A 15,611-nucleotide genomic window follows, 5' to 3' on the forward strand; every position below is an offset into this window, starting at 1 on the left:
GCAAGATGCACGGCAGTTTAAAGAACATGGCTCCAACAGAATTTGCGGCATGGGTCAAGACATTGGAAGACGCTTCAGACTATTACAGATCGGTGTAATCGCGCGAAATAAAGACCTACGCTGTAAAAATCTAATCATTGTAGGGCATGACTCCAGTTTTAGGGGGCCTAGCCGCATTTGCAGGTAAATGCAGAGCGCAATCCGAAAATCCGGCGATCGAAGGAAAATAACTGCACATTTGCATCTATATTGAAAAAACAGATCTGAGTCGGTAAAAAAGATGTATATTTGCAGGCAATGCTGCGAAAAAAGACGCTGGCGGGATAAGTTGGCCCATCGAAACGGTTGTCGGACGACGAGCCGTCGATGGGGGTTCCGCGCGGCGCCAGTTTCCCAAACTAAGTTGAACTGACCGATAGGGGCGAAAAGATGGATTGTGTAGGCGCGATGCATTTGAGCGTGCGAAGCAGAGAGGAATTCCGGACGCCCGCGTCTTGCTTTTTTCATACAGGTGCATTACCATTTTCTTGATCGCATCATGCGAAGGGTCTTCCCGACCCGACCGGGCCTTGGCGTCCTGCTCGCCGGCATCGCGATGCCGAGCGGACGAGACGGGCCGAGCGCCGGGCGACCGGCGAAGAAGGTGAGGGTTAACACGTTGAAGCCAATTGAGACGCGACTTGCGAAGCTGGCCCGCAAGGGGGATCAGCGCGCGTTCGCGGAGATCGTGGATTTATACAAGGACAAGCTGTACCATCTGGCTTACCGGATGATGAACAACCGCCAGGAGGCGGAGGACGTCGTCCAGGAGTGTTTTCTGCGCGTATACCGCAATCTGGACCGGTACGACGAGAACCAGAAGTTCTCGACCTGGATCTACCGGATCGCGACCAATCTGTGCATTGACCGATTGCGCAAGCGCCGTCCGATCTATTCGCTTGACGCCGAGTCTTCCGAGCACGAGGGACTCGACGGCTACGCAATGCTGCCGAGCGACGACCGGACGCCCGAGAGCGAGCTGATCCTGTCGGAGACGCAGCGCATCATTCGGGACGCGATCGACACGCTGCCGGTCAAGTACAAGTCGGTGATGGTGCTGCGCTATCTGCAGGACATGTCGCTGCAGGAGATCTCGGACGTGCTGGATATGCCGGTGACGACGATCAAGACGCGCGTGCATCGAGGCCGCGAATTCCTGCGCAAGAAGCTGGAGCACAAGCTTTAAGGATGCGGCCCATATTTTCGCCAAAGATGAAACCGTCTTAAGACGGGGAACGTACAGTATAGAAGCATTCGCAAAGGAGGCTTTATGTTCTCCTGTGCAGAAAGGGATGGCTATCATGAAGTGCAACGATGCCGTTAAGCGGATGCACGATTACCTCGACGGCGACCTGTCCCGCGAGGAGTCCGTGCTGCTGCAGCAACATCTTCGCGAATGTCCGGCCTGCGAGGCGCGTTACGGGGCGCTTGAGCGTACGGAAGCTTTGATATATGCCCATCCTGTCCCGGCTGCGCCGTCCCATCTGTCCGACGCCATCATGGGCGCGCTGCCCAAGAAGCGGAGTCCGAAGGCGTGGACCTCATGGGTGCAGCGGCATCCGGCGGCTTCGGCGGCGGCGATCTTCCTGGTCGTCATGCTGTCCAGCTTCGTCGTCATGTGGAATCAGGACGATCAGCTCAGCCTGAGCGGGGACCTGTCGCACGTCGTAATCGAGGGCAACAAGGTCATCGTGCCTGCGGGCCAGAAGGTCGAAGGCGATCTGACGATCAAGAACGGCGAAGCCGAGGTGCTCGGCGAAGTCGAGGGCAATCTGACCGTCATCGACGGCAATGTGACGCTCGCGTCGACCGCGCACATCGCGGGCAAGGTGAAGACCGTGGACCGGGCGCTCGACTGGGCATGGTATAAGGTGACGACCTGGTTCGACACGGTGGCCTACGGGACATGACGGCTGCCGTCCGGCGGCCTTGACAGACGGCCTCCCTGGACATCGGGGAGGTTTTTTTGTATTCTAAACAGGATCTGAACAGGATTTAGAAGTTCGTTTATAGAAAACAATATATACATATCCTAAGCGCAATCTGACAAGATTCGGGAAACCCGATCGAGACGCCAGACGGGGGGTGCGTCTTGGATTACTTCGAGAACTTAACGGTGTGGGGCGCCGTCAAGGACGCCGCCGACATCCTCATCGTCAGCTACCTTATATACCGGATGATCCTGCTGGTGCGCGGCACGAAGGCCGTCCAGCTTCTTAAAGGCATCCTGCTGCTCGTTATCACGTGGGCGCTGAGCACGTGGCTCAACCTGTATACGCTCAAATGGGTGATGAACCAGCTGTTCCCGTTCGGGATCATGACGATTCTGATCATATTCCAGCCGGAGCTTCGCAGAGCGCTGGAGCAGCTCGGACGCGGCACGCTGTTTAGCCGTTCCTCTCAGGAGGAGCACGATATCAGCCATCCGATCAACGAGGTCATTAAGGCCGTTCAATACCTCGCGCGGCGCAAGATCGGCGCGCTGATCGTATTCGAGCGGCGCACCGGACTCGGCGACTACATCGAGACCGGCATCAAGATGAAGTCCGCGATCAGCTCGGAGCTGCTCATCAACATTTTTATCCCGAACACGCCGCTGCACGACGGCGCCGTCATCGTAAGCGGCGGCGAGATCATGGCGGCGGGCTGTTATTTGCCGCTGTCGGAGAATCCGTTCATCTCCAAGGAGCTGGGCACCCGTCACCGCGCCGCGATCGGCATCAGCGAGGTGTGCGACGCGATCTCGGTCGTCGTCTCCGAGGAGACGGGACATGTGTCGCTCGCGCTGAACGGGCAGATCGTGCGGGATATCAAGGAAGAGTCGCTGATCTCCAAGCTGTTCGACGAGCTCCGTCAGACGAGCGCGAAGAAGGCGCGCCGGAGCTGGAACATTCGTTGGAAGTTCTGGCAGCGGAAAGGCGGTGACGGCCATGGATAAGTGGCTCAGCCATCCGAACGCCGTGCGTCTTATCTCGCTGGCTCTCGGCATTCTGCTGTGGGCCGTCGTCCACTTCAATCCCGATTCGACGCCGAACAACGTCGCTTCTCTCATCGAGACCCGCACGTTCACCGACGTGAAGGTGCAGGTGCGCGGACTGGACGACCAGAGCTATGTGCTGAAAAGCATGGACCCCGCCAAGGTTAAGCTGATCGTCCGGGGGACGCCAAGCGACCTGCTCGCCGCGCGTTCGGACGGCGGCTATATCGTGGAGGCCGATTTAAGCACAGTCAAGGCGGGTACGCATACGATAACGCTAAGAACGGATCTGCCCAGAAGCATTCAGACGATCCAGGTCGAGCCATCGACCGTGACGGTCGTGCTGGAGGAGCTGCAGACCAAGGAATTCGAGGTTCAAGTCACGACGACGGGAACGCCCAAGGAAGGCTACAAGGCAGGCGCGCCTGTCCTTCGTCCGACCAACCGGGCGCACGTGACGCTGCCGGCTAGCGAGATGGACCGCGTCGACCATGTTGGCGGCTCGATCTCCATCGACGGCGCGGACAAGACGCTCAAGGACAAGAGCGTCAAGCTTGTCGCCTACGACGGCTCCGGACAGGAGATCCCGGGGGCGGAGGTCGATCCCGCCGTGCTCGAGGTCGAGGTGCCGATCACCAACCCGTTCAAGCAGGTGCCGATCCAGCTCAAGCTGATCGGGCAGCTGCCGGCGGGGCTGAGCGTCGCGAACCTCACGCCGAGCGCGGAGCAGGCGACGATCTACGGACCGCAGACGGAGCTGGACAAGATCGACTTCATCGAAGCGGATCTGAACCTGTCCGAGGTGACCAAGTCGGGCAAGGTCGATATCAAGCTGAGCAAATCGGATGCGGTGACGGAGGTATCGCCGGCGGCGATCACCGTCGACGTGCAGGTCGTGCTCACGCAGACGCGGACGATTCAAGGCTTGCCGATCACGGTCAAGGGGCTGGGCAACGGCCTCAAGATGCAGATTACGAATCCGGCGAGCGGGCAGGCGGATATTACGTTTAAAGGCGCACCGGCCGTGCTCGACAAGCTGCAGCCGGGCGATGTCAGCGTCGAGGCCGATCTGAGCGGACGAGGTCCGGGCACCTATACGATCCCGCTGAATGTCAATTCGCCGCGATTCGTCGACCAGAGCGGCGGCAACACCTCGATCGAGGTCGAGATTACGAACATCGGTACGGAGCCGACGCCGACGCCGGGCTTGCCGACGACGGACGAAGCCGTTTCCGGCAGCGGCATCGAGCCGGACAGTGGCGAACCGACCGGGACGGAAGCCGAAGGGACGGGCGGCACTGGCGGGACAGCGAGCGGCTCGCCGACGGCAAGCCCGACGGTGACGCCGACACCGACCTCGACGGCGACATCGACGCCATCGTCATCGCCAACGTCGTCGGATGGCGCTTAGCTATCATTGCTTGAACGAACAGCAGTTCATGGGGAGTATGAATTGGGGACGAAGGGGTCAAGAGGAGCATGGGGAAATATTTCGGAACAGACGGCGTTCGGGGCGTAGCCAATCTGGAGCTCACCGCCGAGCTTGCTTATAAAATCGGCCGCTGCGGCGGTTATGTACTTGCAGGGGGCGCGCAGCGTCCGAAGGTCATCATCGGCCTAGACACGCGCGTATCGGGCGCCATGCTCGAGAATGCACTGGCAGCCGGGCTGCTCTCGATCGGCGCGGACGTGATCCGCCTCGGCGTCGTGAGCACGCCGGCGGTCGCCTATTTAACTCGCACGCTCGGCGCGGATGCCGGCGTCATGATCTCGGCCTCGCACAACCCGGTGCAGGATAACGGCATTAAGTTTTTTGGCGGCGACGGCTTTAAGCTGCTCGACGAGAAGGAAGCGGAGATCGAGCGCTTGCTCGACGCCGAAGAAGATACGCTGCCGCGGCCGGTCGGCAAGGACCTGGGCACGGTAACGACGGATCTGGCGCTCAAGCGGATGTACGTCGATTATTTGAAGCTGACGGTGAAGCACTCGTTCGCCGGCCTTAAGATCGTGCTGGACTGCGCGCACGGCGCCGCTTACGAGCTCGCGCCTACGATTTTCCGGGAGCTGGGCGCTGAAGTAGTGACGATGGGCGCGGAGCCCAACGGCCTGAACATCAATGAGGGCGTGGGATCGACGCATCCGGAGAAGCTGGCGGCCAAGGTGCGGGAGCTGGGCGCGGATCTCGGCCTCGCGTTCGATGGCGACGCCGATCGGCTCATCGCGATCGACGAGAGCGGTGAAGAGGTCGACGGCGACTACATCCTGCTCATCTGCGGCGAAGCGCTGCGCCAGCGCGGCAAGCTCAAGAACGACACGGTCGTGACGACAGTCATGGCGAACATCGGCTTCTTCAAAGCCGCCGACAAGCTCGGCCTGACGACGGCAAAGACGGCTGTCGGCGACCGCTACGTCATGGAAGAGATGGTCCGCGGGGGCTTTAACCTGGGCGGGGAGCAGTCCGGCCACGTTATTTTCCTCGATCACAATACGACGGGCGACGGCATCCTGACGGGCTTGCAGCTCGTAGACACGATTGCCGCTTCCGGCAAGAAGCTTGGCGAGCTCAAGCAGGTCATGCGCAAATATCCGCAGGTGCTCGTCAACGTTCGGGTCGCGGATAAGTCGAAGTATGACGGCAATGCGGAGATCGCAGCGGCCGTCGAGGCGGCGGAGTCGGCGCTCGGGGACAACGGACGCATCCTGGTGAGGCCTTCCGGCACGGAGTCGCTCATTCGCGTCATGGCCGAAGGGCCGGACAAGACCGAGATCGAAGGCCATGTCGAAGCGATTGCCGACGTCATTCGCGCGGAGCTCGTGTAATTGACAGCATGCTGGCATGCCCGGTGTCGAAGATGCCGGGCGATGTCATTTCCTGGGCAATACGGTCATTTGGCGGAAAGTCGCGGATAAAGGTTGCACCGAATTTTCAAAACGAATATGATGAGTTAGATTATCGGCGCGAGCCGCGGGTAATAAGTAAGGAACGCGAACGTCATTCGAGAAGGAAAGGCAGGGTTGGGGTCGCAAAAGCTTCATAAGCGCCAGAACTTGCCGCCGGCGCGCGGCGAGTTGACGAGGTGGAGGTGTTCGGATGATCGGCGGGGACCTCCCGGCCCAATCGGGGCCGTCAGCCGGAAGACAAAACGCTCAGGGCAACCGGGCGCACAATACGCCGGCACGATAAGAACAACCAATTAAGAACAACCAATCGGAATCATACTATAGCGGAATGTCCGGCGAACCGGAGCACGGGGACCTCGACATGTCGTGGATATCGGGTAATGCTTATCCTGCGCAAGGCTGCGGCCGGCGGGACGCCTGCGAGGCGTTCGGGCCAGACTTGGCTAAGGGGATCTGCATGCATACCCCTGGTTGTCCGCGGTCTGCTATAGGCGTGCGGCAGCCTGACCGGCTCCGGTACGTCCATCGGACGTTGACCGAAGCGGAGGCATATATCAATGTGCGGAATTGTCGGATATATCGGATTTAGAGAGTCTCAGCCCATTTTGATCGAAGGGCTCAAGAAGCTGGAATACCGCGGATACGACTCGGCGGGCATCGCCGTGCATACGGAACGCGGTCTTGAAGTAACCAAGGCGGTAGGGCGTCTGGTCAACCTGGAAAATCGTCTGACGGGCGATCCGCTGTGCGGCACGATCGGCATCGGGCACACGCGCTGGGCGACGCACGGCAAGCCTTCGGATGCCAACTCGCATCCGCATACGGACAACTCGCTCAAGTTCTCCGTCGTGCACAACGGCATTATCGAGAACTATCTGGAGCTCAAGGAAGAGCTGATGCTAGCAGGTCACCGCTTCTTGTCCGAGACGGACACGGAGGTCATCTCGCACCTGATCGCCGTCGAATACGAAGGCGATATCGTGAAGGCCGTGCAGAAGGCCGTCCGCAAGATGCGCGGCGCGTTCGCGCTGGGCGTGCTGACCGAGCACGAGCCGGACCGCCTGGTGGCTGTCCGTTACGCGAGCCCGCTCATTATCGGCGTCGGCGATGGCGAGAAGTTCATCGCGTCGGATATTCCGGCGATCCTGGAGTATACGCGCGACATCTATATCCTTGAGGACGGCGAGATGGCGGTGCTGACGCGAGATGGCGTCGAGCTGCTGACGGTCGAAGGGAACCCGGTCACGAAGGAAGTTTTCCGCGTGAACTGGGACCTGATGACGGCGGAAAAGGGCGGCTACGATCACTTCATGCTGAAGGAGATCTACGAGCAGCCGCGCGCGTACCGCGACACGATGCGCGGACGCATCAGCGAGGACGGACGCTCGGTCGTCCTGCCTGAGCTGTCGATCACGCCCGAGCAGCTGCGCGCCGTGAGCCGCGTGCACATCGTCGCGTGCGGCACTGCGATGCATGCCGGCATGGTCGGCAAGACGGTCATCGAGCGCCTGGCGCGCATTCCCGTCGAGGTCGACGTGGCATCGGAGTACCGCTACCGTTCGCCGATCATCACCAAGGATACGCTCGTTATCGTCGTGAGCCAATCCGGCGAGACGGCCGACACGCTGGCAGCGCTCCGGGAAGCCAAGCGCTGCGGCGCCCGCGTGCTGGCGATTACCAATGTCGTCGGCAGCTCGGTCGCGCGCGAAGCGGATGACGTCATCATCACGCTGGCGGGCCCGGAGATCGCAGTCGCATCGACCAAGGCGTACTCCACGATGCTTATCGCGTTTTTCCTGCTCGGGCTGTATATGGCCCAGACGCTGGGCACGCAGGAAGAGGCGGAGATCGCGCACGTCCTGGCAGCGATGGACTCGCTGCCGGAGCAGGTCGAGCGCATTCTCGCGCAGGCCGATACGGTCAAGGGCATCGCCGAGTCGATCGCGAAGTCGAGCAGCCTGTTCTTCATCGGCCGCGGCATCGACTACGCCGTCGCGCTCGAGGGCTCACTCAAGCTGAAAGAGATCTCGTACATTCACTCCGAAGCGTATGCCGCAGGCGAACTCAAGCACGGCACGCTCGCGCTGATCGAGGACGGCGTTCCCGTTATCGCGCTGCTCACGCAGGAGGAGCTGTTCGAGAAGACCGTCAGCAACATCAAGGAAGTGAAGGCGCGCGGCGCAGAAGTGCTTGGCCTCGTCAACGAAGGCCACGAAGAGGCGTCGGCGAAGTCCGTCGACCGCCAATTCGCCATCCCGCGCACGCTGCCGCTGCTCACGCCTGCACTGTCGGTCATCCCGCTGCAGCTGCTGTCGTATTACGCTTCGCTGGCGCTTGGGCATGACGTGGATAAACCGCGGAATTTAGCGAAAAGCGTCACTGTCGAATAAGCTCGGGGCGAGTGGGTTAAGTTGGTGTTTTTAGGGATTAAAGTTATGTACTGAAAAATGAAGTTGAGTAACGTCATGTGGAACCATCCAAACATCACGGGCCGTCCTCGGTAAACAGGACGGCCTTATTTACTTATATGGAAAGTGAAAAAATGAACACTATAGTAAATGTATTAAAAAAAATTGTTTGTAACTGAAAAACAAACATTGTAACTGATGAATAAAGTCTGTTACTACGTTAATCTGGCCAATCGCGCCGTCACGGAAGGCACGGCCTTGAGCGATTGGATGATGGGCATCTCCGGTGGGACGGCGGCGACGACGACCTCGCGGCGATACGCGATCGTGGCCGCAAGCAAGCCTGCCTGGCTGACTTCCTTGCGGCCGGGGGAAGGCGCCAACTTCACGGTTTCCGACAGCGGCCAGGCTCAGGCATTCACCGCGCTGGCCGCCGGGGCGACGCCGTGCTGGTCGATGCCGACGGCAACGTCCTCATGAGCGAGTATGCGTACGGCAGCGGACGCGTGTTGTTCAGGACGATTCCGGTCAGCGACAGCGAAATGTTCAGGGACTCGTTCATGGGCCGGATTTTGCGCGATTTCGCCGATCATATCGGTATCGAACGCGAAGTCCGGTATGACGGCGACCGTTTTCACGCGGCCTATATGGGCACGAACAAACTGAACGACGAAAAAGTGGTTGCAGTAGCCAACGTCGGCGATACGTCCCAAGGACAGACATTCGTGCTCGGCAGCAGCTCGTCCTTTGCCGGCTCGTCGGTGCTGGCGGACATTCCCGCGCCGTGGAATACGGTGACCGGCGCCAAGCTGCGCGAGCTGTCGCTCAAATTGCCGCAGAAGCAAATGACGTACACCGCTTCCGCGTCGCAGCCGGTTACGCTTGGCGCCGAGCCGTACGGTATGCTGCCGGCGCAGTCGGCAACCGCGGGCATGTTCCGTTCCCCCTATTCGCCGGTCCGGGCCATCGACGGTTCGCGCAACGACGGCGACGCCTGGCAGGGCGGCAAACCGACGGCGGCGGCGCCGCAAACGTTGACCGTCGACTTCGGCGGCGTGTTCCCGGTCGGCGGCATGCAGCTGTTTCCGTATACGGACGGCGTCGACAGTCCGCTGTTCACGTTCGAGAATGGCCGGTACGCCGGCAACTGGAGCGCAACCGGGACGGCTTTCGGCGCGGCGCCGACCATCAGCTCGCACAACGGCGTCGTATCCGGCTGGAGCGGCTCGTTCTGGGCCGATTCGTTCCAGGGCGGCGAGACCGCGACAGGCACGTTGCGCAGCCGCAATTTCGTAATCGACAAAGAGCTGTTCAGCTTCAAGGCGGTCGGTTGGGACGGACAGTTCGGCGAGAATAACGAGAACCATTACTTTTTGCGGCGGGCTTCGGATAGCGCGATCCTGTTCTCGGCCAAACCGCCGCTGGGCGATTCGTTCGCGTCGATTCGTTGGGGCGTCGGGCACCTGATCGGCACCGAGGCGTATTTCGAAATCGTCGACGGCAACGACGATCCCGGCCATGCCTGGCTCGGCGCCGACGATATCACGCTAAGCGACTACAAAGAGAACAAAGAGACGGCCGACCTGTCGTTCGAATCCGGCACGTTCGCTGGCTGGAGTATGACCGGCGCGGCATTCGGCGCGACGCCTTCGAATTCAGACAACGGCGGCGTCGTCTGAACGCAAGGTACCGGTTGCCGTCTCGCCGGCCGTCAGCGAGTTCCCCCAGTACGTCCCGCGCCAGCCCTTGCCAACTTCGCCATCGAAGACAATTTGCTGTCTTTCCGCGCCGTCGGCTACGATGGCCAGTACGGCACGAGCAATAAAAACTATTTTTACCTGAAACGGGCTTCCGACGGCGCGGTCTTGCTGAGCACGAAGCCGCCGCTTAGCAACACGTTTACCGATGTCACCTGGGATGTTTCCACGTATAAGGGAGTCACGGCTTACCTGGAAGTGGTGGACAACAACAACGACAGCGGTTTTGCCTGGCTGGGGATCGACCATGTCGTGCTCGGACGCAACGACAACTTCGAACGCGGCAATTTCACCGGCTGGACGGCCACCGGCACGGCATTCGGGACGAATCCGATCACGTCCCGGCTGCATGAAGGCGTAATCGGCAACGAAGGCCGTTATTGGGCGGACTCGTTTATGGGCGGCGAATCGTCTACGGGGAGTCTGCGAGGCGCAAGCTTCATGGTTCAGAAGCCGGTGCTGGCGTTCCGCGGAGCCGGCTTCGACGGACAATTCGGCACGAACGGCGAGAATTGGTTTTACTTGAAACGGGCGTCGGACGGCGCCGTGCTGAAGAGCGGCAAACCGCCGCAAGGCTCGTTCCGCACGATCTATTGGGACGTGTCGGCCTATATCGGCACAAGCGTGTATTTCGAGGCCGTCGACGGCAACGACGATTCCGGATATGCGTGGTTGGCCTTCGACGATGTGTACCAGCTGTACAACTTCGATTTCGAGAACGCCGCTTACGGAGGTTGGACGACAACGGGCACGGCGTTCGGCGGCGGCCCGCTCGCTACCGGTCACGCCGACATGGGCGGCTGGCGCGGCCTCTACCATGCCGATTCGTTCGCCGGCGGCGAGGCGGCGACCGGCACGCTGCGAAGCGCGGATTTTATATTGGAGGAAAGCTTCTTTACGTTCCTGAAGGCGGGCTACGACGGTCAGAACGGAAACGCCAACCAGAACTTTTATTATTTGAAAAGAGCGTCGGACGGCGCGGTGCTGTTCAGCGCCAAGCCGCCGCAGAGCGACCGTTTCGTTGCGCATACGTGGGACGTTTCATCTTACGCAGGCACGAAAGTCTACTTCGAGGTTGTAGACGGCGTCGCCGCCAGCGGCTTCGCCTGGCTGGCCGTGGACGACATCAACTGGCGCGGGCTAGGACCGAAAAGCTTTACCGTTCAAACGTCCACCGACGCGGTCAACTGGAGCACCTTCCACACCGTGACCAGCCAAGGAAACCAGGCTGCGCAATATGCCTGGTCCCCGGTAAACGCCCGTTACGTCCGATTGAACGTGACGAGCGGGTATAACGGCAACGCTTTTATCAAGGAAGTGACGTTTAGCCGGCCGGTGACGGCATGGACGATCGTCTCCGCGGCCGCGTCTTCCCAGTTGACCGGCTTCGAAGCCGGCAAGACGATCGACGGCATTGTCGAGGCAGACAATAATTATTGGTCACCAAGCGGCAGTTTCCCGCATACATTGACGCTTGACCTTGGTAGTGCCAAAAACGTGACAAGCGTCGATCTATTCTCGCGCAACAACATGCTGGCACAAAAGCTTGGGCCGCAATCCTTCGATATTCTAGTGTCGGTAAATGGAACAGGCTCATCGCAGATTAAAGAGGTACGTATTTATCCTTAGTCTTATAAGCTGGACAGGGTCGATCCGAATCCGTCTGAGCGTACCGAAAACGGGAGGCGCATAGTCAAGGTTGAGTTCATAAGTAATTCGAAGACTTGCTCGCCTGCGCCGCGGAGATATGGCTGCTGATTCAAAAAATCCGGCGATCGGTTCAGCCCGGACCGGGACATCACCCGCGCCGAGTTTGCGGCGATTATCGTTCGCGGACTGGGGCTGAAACCGGAGAACGGCGCAACGTCCTTCCTGGATGTGAAAACGACGGACTGGTACAGCAGCGCAATCCAGACAGCTCATGCCTACGGTCTGATCGACGGGGATAGCGACGGCCGGGCTGCAAGACAAGCTGAACGCACCATCAGCGGAAGATACGCTGCGTTCTTTCGTAGATGCGACAGCGGTAGCATGATGGGCGAAAAACGGCGTTGCGGAAACCGTGCAAGCCGGAATCGTATCCGGCAGAAGCGCAACTGCGCTTGCGCCGAAAGGATACATGACCCGCGCCGAAGTTGCGGCGACGATTCAGCGGCTGCTGAAGCAATCCGGATTAATCTGAACGAGAGTGCGATCGGCCACGGCGAATGCTGCCGCGGCCGATTTTTTTCGAATGCCCCTGACCCGGATCCGGGTTGATTGTTGTTTCGATGATTGTTGTTTCAATGCGGCACATTCCGCCGGGGTAGAAAAGATCGCCGATCGCGTTCTACAATGAGAATACGAGAAACCCCCGGGTTTGTGAGATTTCCTTGAGCAGCGGATGATAGAATGGGGAGCATGAGTAGGGAGAGGTCTGGGGACATACGATGAGATTACGTCAGCATATAGCGATCGGCATGCTCTTTCTCCTTATCGCGGGCGCATTCCTGGCTATCTATTATCCGACCGTCCCTAGCCGGGAAGCTCCTCGCGCCGTTAGAGGAGAGCTGGATCTGAGCGGCTGGGATTTCGAGATGAGGGGCTTGGCCGTCCTCGATGGCGAATGGGCGTTCTATCCGGGTGAATTGGTGGCGCCAGAGCGCTTCCGTCAAGGCTCGATTCCTACTCCATCCTACTTAAAGGTTCCCGGGACTTGGCGCGGAACCGCCGAGAATGGCGAAGGCATGTCGCGGAGAGGCTACGGCACCTATCGTTTGCTCCTTCGCCTTAGCCCCTCGGATGACATCTACGGAATCAAGGTGACGAGCATCCGCATGGGGCACCGTCTCTATATCGACGGCAAGCTGCAGGGAGATAGCGGGCAGCCCTCCGAAGCCCGCGCGACGAACAAGCCGGGCAACACGCCTTATACGGCCTATTTTCAACCGAACGGCTCCGAGATCGAGATCGTTCTGCAGGTATCCAATTATGACTTCGTCACGGGCGGAATCGTCAATTCCCTGCAATTCGGACTAAGCTCGGACATGACGAAGCTGAATAGCGTCCAAATCGGCACCGATCTCGCGATTTGCCTGGTTCTTGTCATTCTCGGAGCGTACCACATCAGCGTTTACGTGCTCGGGAGGAAGGAGAAGGCTTATCTGCTCCTCGGGTCGTACATGCTTATGCTCGGCTTGCAGATGTCGATCTACGGGGAGAAAATCACCCAGCGGATGCTTCCCGATCTGCCGTTCGACCTGGTTTATAAAGCGCTTGAATTGTTCCAGTTCCTTGGCGTGGTTCTGATCATCCGGTTATTCTCGATCGTCGAGAACCGGTTGTTCAAGCCGAGAACGCGAAGATGGCTGGAGCTTCCGTTCGCGCTGTATCTTGCGTCCGTCGTGGTTCTTCCCTACCGGATTCATATCGATTACAAGTATCTCTTCGTCATGTACGAGTCGGTCGCTGTCTTGTGCCTGGCGTGCCGATTGATCTATCTCTACGCGCGCAATCCGGCCGAGAAGACGGAGAGAACCGAACGCTTCCTGCTGCTGGGCGGCCTGTTGACGCTGATGATCTTCTTGTTCGGCATTAGCCTGTACGGGGAGAACTTGGTGCCGACCGACCTGGTTGCCAAGTGCGCGCTGCTCGGCTTCATCCTCTTCATGAATCTGCTTCTGGCCGTCCGCGTGTCGAACGCGTACGCCAAGACGGAAGTGCTCTCGAAGCAGCTTGCGCTATCGAATCAATTGAAGGACGAATTCCTTATTCATACGTCGCACGAGCTCAAGACGCCCCTTAACGGGATCTTGAACCTGATCTCCGGCCTGCTGGAAGACGAGGACAGAAGCCTGGGCGCGAGGCAGAAGCAGAGCCTATGGCTCGTGAAGGATACCGCCTCCAAGCTGTCCATGCTGATTCGCGATTTAATCGACGTCACCCATCTGAGGCACGGGGAACTTCGCTTGTATCCGACGGTGGTGGACGTGCGGGTGGCGGTTCAGATCGTTCTCGATATGCTGGCTTTCGAATTGTCGGGCAAGCAGGTTCGCTTCGAGAACGAGGTTCAAGCGGAGACGTGGATGCTCGCGGACGAGAATCGGCTGCGGCAGGTGCTCTATAATCTCGTGCACAACGCGATCAAGCATACCGAGCGCGGGGCGGTCGTCATCAAGACGTCCATGGACAAGGATAAGGTCATCGTATTTGTGGAGGATACGGGGACAGGGATTAACCCCGAGAAGCGTGCGACGCTGTTCCGCGATTATGCCGATACGCAGTCAGCGCTTCTTCCCCGCGACGGTTACGAGAGCATGGGAGTCGGACTTTACATCAGCCGCAAGCTCATCGAGAGAATGGGCGGAGAGATCGACCTCGATTGGACGGAGCCCGGAAAGGGAACGCGTATGAGGTTTTCCCTGCCGGCAGCCAAACGGATGCCCGATTATCTGGAGGTCGCCGCATCGCGCGAGCTATCGAATCGAATCGAGCCGGAAGAAGGCCCGCTGGATCGGTTCGACGGGCATGAGCACACCGTGCTGGTTGTGGACGACGAGGCCTCCAATATTCTGACGCTGCGTCAGATGCTCAGGCGCCATAAGTTCAACGTAGTGACGGCTTTCTCGGCCGAGGAGGCCATAAGCAAGCTTCATCAGTACCCGGACGTCGACCTGGCGATCGTGGACGTCATGATGCCTCGCGTATCGGGAATCGAGCTGTGTCGGCTGATCCGGGAGCGGCGCTCGATTCTCGACCTGCCGATTCTCATCTCCACGGTCAAAGACTCGGCGCGGGACATCGCCCTCGGCTTTCGGTCCGGCGCCAACGATTACGTGACGAAGCCCTTCGACGGAGAAACGCTGATGGCCCGCATTCAGAACCTGATCTCGATGAAAATCTCGATACAGGAGGCGATGCTGAGCGAGCAGGCTTTCCACCAGGCGCAGATCAAGCCTCATTTTCTCTACAACGCACTCAGCAGCATTATCGGGTTCTGCTATACGGACGGGGAGAAGGCGGCCTCGCTGCTCTCCGTTCTGAGCCAATACATCCGGCACATCCTGGAGACGGATCGGCAGAAGTCGCTCGTTCCCTTGCAGAGAGAACTGGAGGTTATCGAAGCATACGTGGAGATCGAGAAAGCCCGATTCGGGGAGCGCTTCGACTTTCTCTGCGAGATCGGAGAAGGCTTGCAGGAATTCGAGGTGCCGTCCTTATCCGTCCAGCTGATCGTCGAAAACGCCATCCGGCATGGCCTGTTCGAGAAGGATGGACCGGGCACGGTCCGGCTCTCGGCGCGTATCGAAGAGAATTATGTCGTCCTGACGATCGAGGATAACGGCGTCGGCATTCCTTACGACAGGATGCAGAAGCTTGCCAAGGGAGAGCCAAGCGAGAGCAGGGGAGGGCACGGCATCGGAATCGCGAACATTCGCAAGCGGCTGGACGGCATTCCCGGGGCGGCGCTGACGCTGCATTCCGAGCGCGGAGCCGGCACGGTCGCGACAATCTACTTGCCCTATCATTCGTAGAAGGCTGGAAGGGAGC

Annotated in this window: 11 protein-coding genes and 1 pseudogene; all 12 read left to right on the forward strand. The window is 59.4% G+C overall.

The genetic code is table 11. The annotated features are described in order from the left end of the window. The first annotated feature begins 667 nt into the window (after positions 1–667). On the forward strand, positions 668–1,225 hold the full coding sequence (gene sigW, locus ACFOTD_RS30535; protein WP_378123771.1) for an RNA polymerase sigma factor SigW: 558 nt from the start codon (positions 668–670) through the stop codon (positions 1,223–1,225). Between the two features lie 115 nt (positions 1,226–1,340). Further along, positions 1,341–1,949 (forward strand): zf-HC2 domain-containing protein, encoded by a 609-nt coding sequence (locus tag ACFOTD_RS30540; protein ID WP_378123718.1) that lies wholly within the window; start codon positions 1,341–1,343, stop codon positions 1,947–1,949. A 182-nt stretch (positions 1,950–2,131) separates the two neighbouring features. Further along, a complete protein-coding gene (gene cdaA, locus ACFOTD_RS30545) occupies positions 2,132–2,977 on the forward strand; it encodes a diadenylate cyclase CdaA (RefSeq protein ID WP_378123719.1) in 846 nt (281 codons plus the stop codon). Next, positions 2,970–4,427, forward strand: a complete 1,458-nt coding sequence (locus ACFOTD_RS30550) for a CdaR family protein (RefSeq protein WP_378123720.1) — start codon at positions 2,970–2,972, stop codon at positions 4,425–4,427. The genes cdaA and ACFOTD_RS30550 overlap by 8 nt, the downstream gene beginning before the upstream one ends. Before the next feature lie 68 nt (positions 4,428–4,495). After that, on the forward strand, positions 4,496–5,836 hold the full coding sequence (glmM, locus tag ACFOTD_RS30555) for a phosphoglucosamine mutase (RefSeq protein WP_378123721.1): 1,341 nt from the start codon (positions 4,496–4,498) through the stop codon (positions 5,834–5,836). A 638-nt stretch (positions 5,837–6,474) separates the two neighbouring features. Continuing rightward, the gene (gene glmS, locus ACFOTD_RS30560; RefSeq protein ID WP_378123722.1) at positions 6,475–8,307 is read left to right on the forward strand and encodes a glutamine--fructose-6-phosphate transaminase (isomerizing); all 1,833 of its coding nucleotides are present in this window, start codon (positions 6,475–6,477) and stop codon (positions 8,305–8,307) included. 276 nt (positions 8,308–8,583) lie between these two features. Beyond that, entirely contained in the window at positions 8,584–8,805 is a 222-nt protein-coding gene (locus ACFOTD_RS30565; protein ID WP_378123723.1) for a hypothetical protein, read from the forward strand. Then, positions 8,772–10,004, forward strand: a complete 1,233-nt coding sequence (locus ACFOTD_RS30570) for a hypothetical protein (protein ID WP_378123724.1) — start codon at positions 8,772–8,774, stop codon at positions 10,002–10,004. Before ACFOTD_RS30565 ends, ACFOTD_RS30570 begins: the two co-directional genes overlap by 34 nt. Positions 10,005–10,097: 93 nt before the next feature. Further along, entirely contained in the window at positions 10,098–11,711 is a 1,614-nt protein-coding gene (locus ACFOTD_RS30575) for a discoidin domain-containing protein (protein ID WP_378123725.1), read from the forward strand. Between the two features lie 159 nt (positions 11,712–11,870). After that, positions 11,871–11,966 (forward strand): annotated as a pseudogene (locus tag ACFOTD_RS30580) (hypothetical protein); the annotation flags it as partial. 178 nt (positions 11,967–12,144) lie between these two features. Beyond that, positions 12,145–12,264 (forward strand): S-layer homology domain-containing protein, encoded by a 120-nt coding sequence (locus ACFOTD_RS30585; protein WP_378123726.1) that lies wholly within the window; start codon positions 12,145–12,147, stop codon positions 12,262–12,264. A gap of 247 nt (positions 12,265–12,511) precedes the next feature. Next, positions 12,512–15,595, forward strand: a complete 3,084-nt coding sequence (locus tag ACFOTD_RS30590; protein ID WP_378123727.1) for a hybrid sensor histidine kinase/response regulator — start codon at positions 12,512–12,514, stop codon at positions 15,593–15,595. The last annotated feature ends 16 nt before the right edge of the window (positions 15,596–15,611 follow it).

This window comes from Cohnella sp. GCM10012308 (assembly GCF_042649185.1).
GTDB lineage: Bacteria > Bacillota > Bacilli > Paenibacillales > Paenibacillaceae > Cohnella.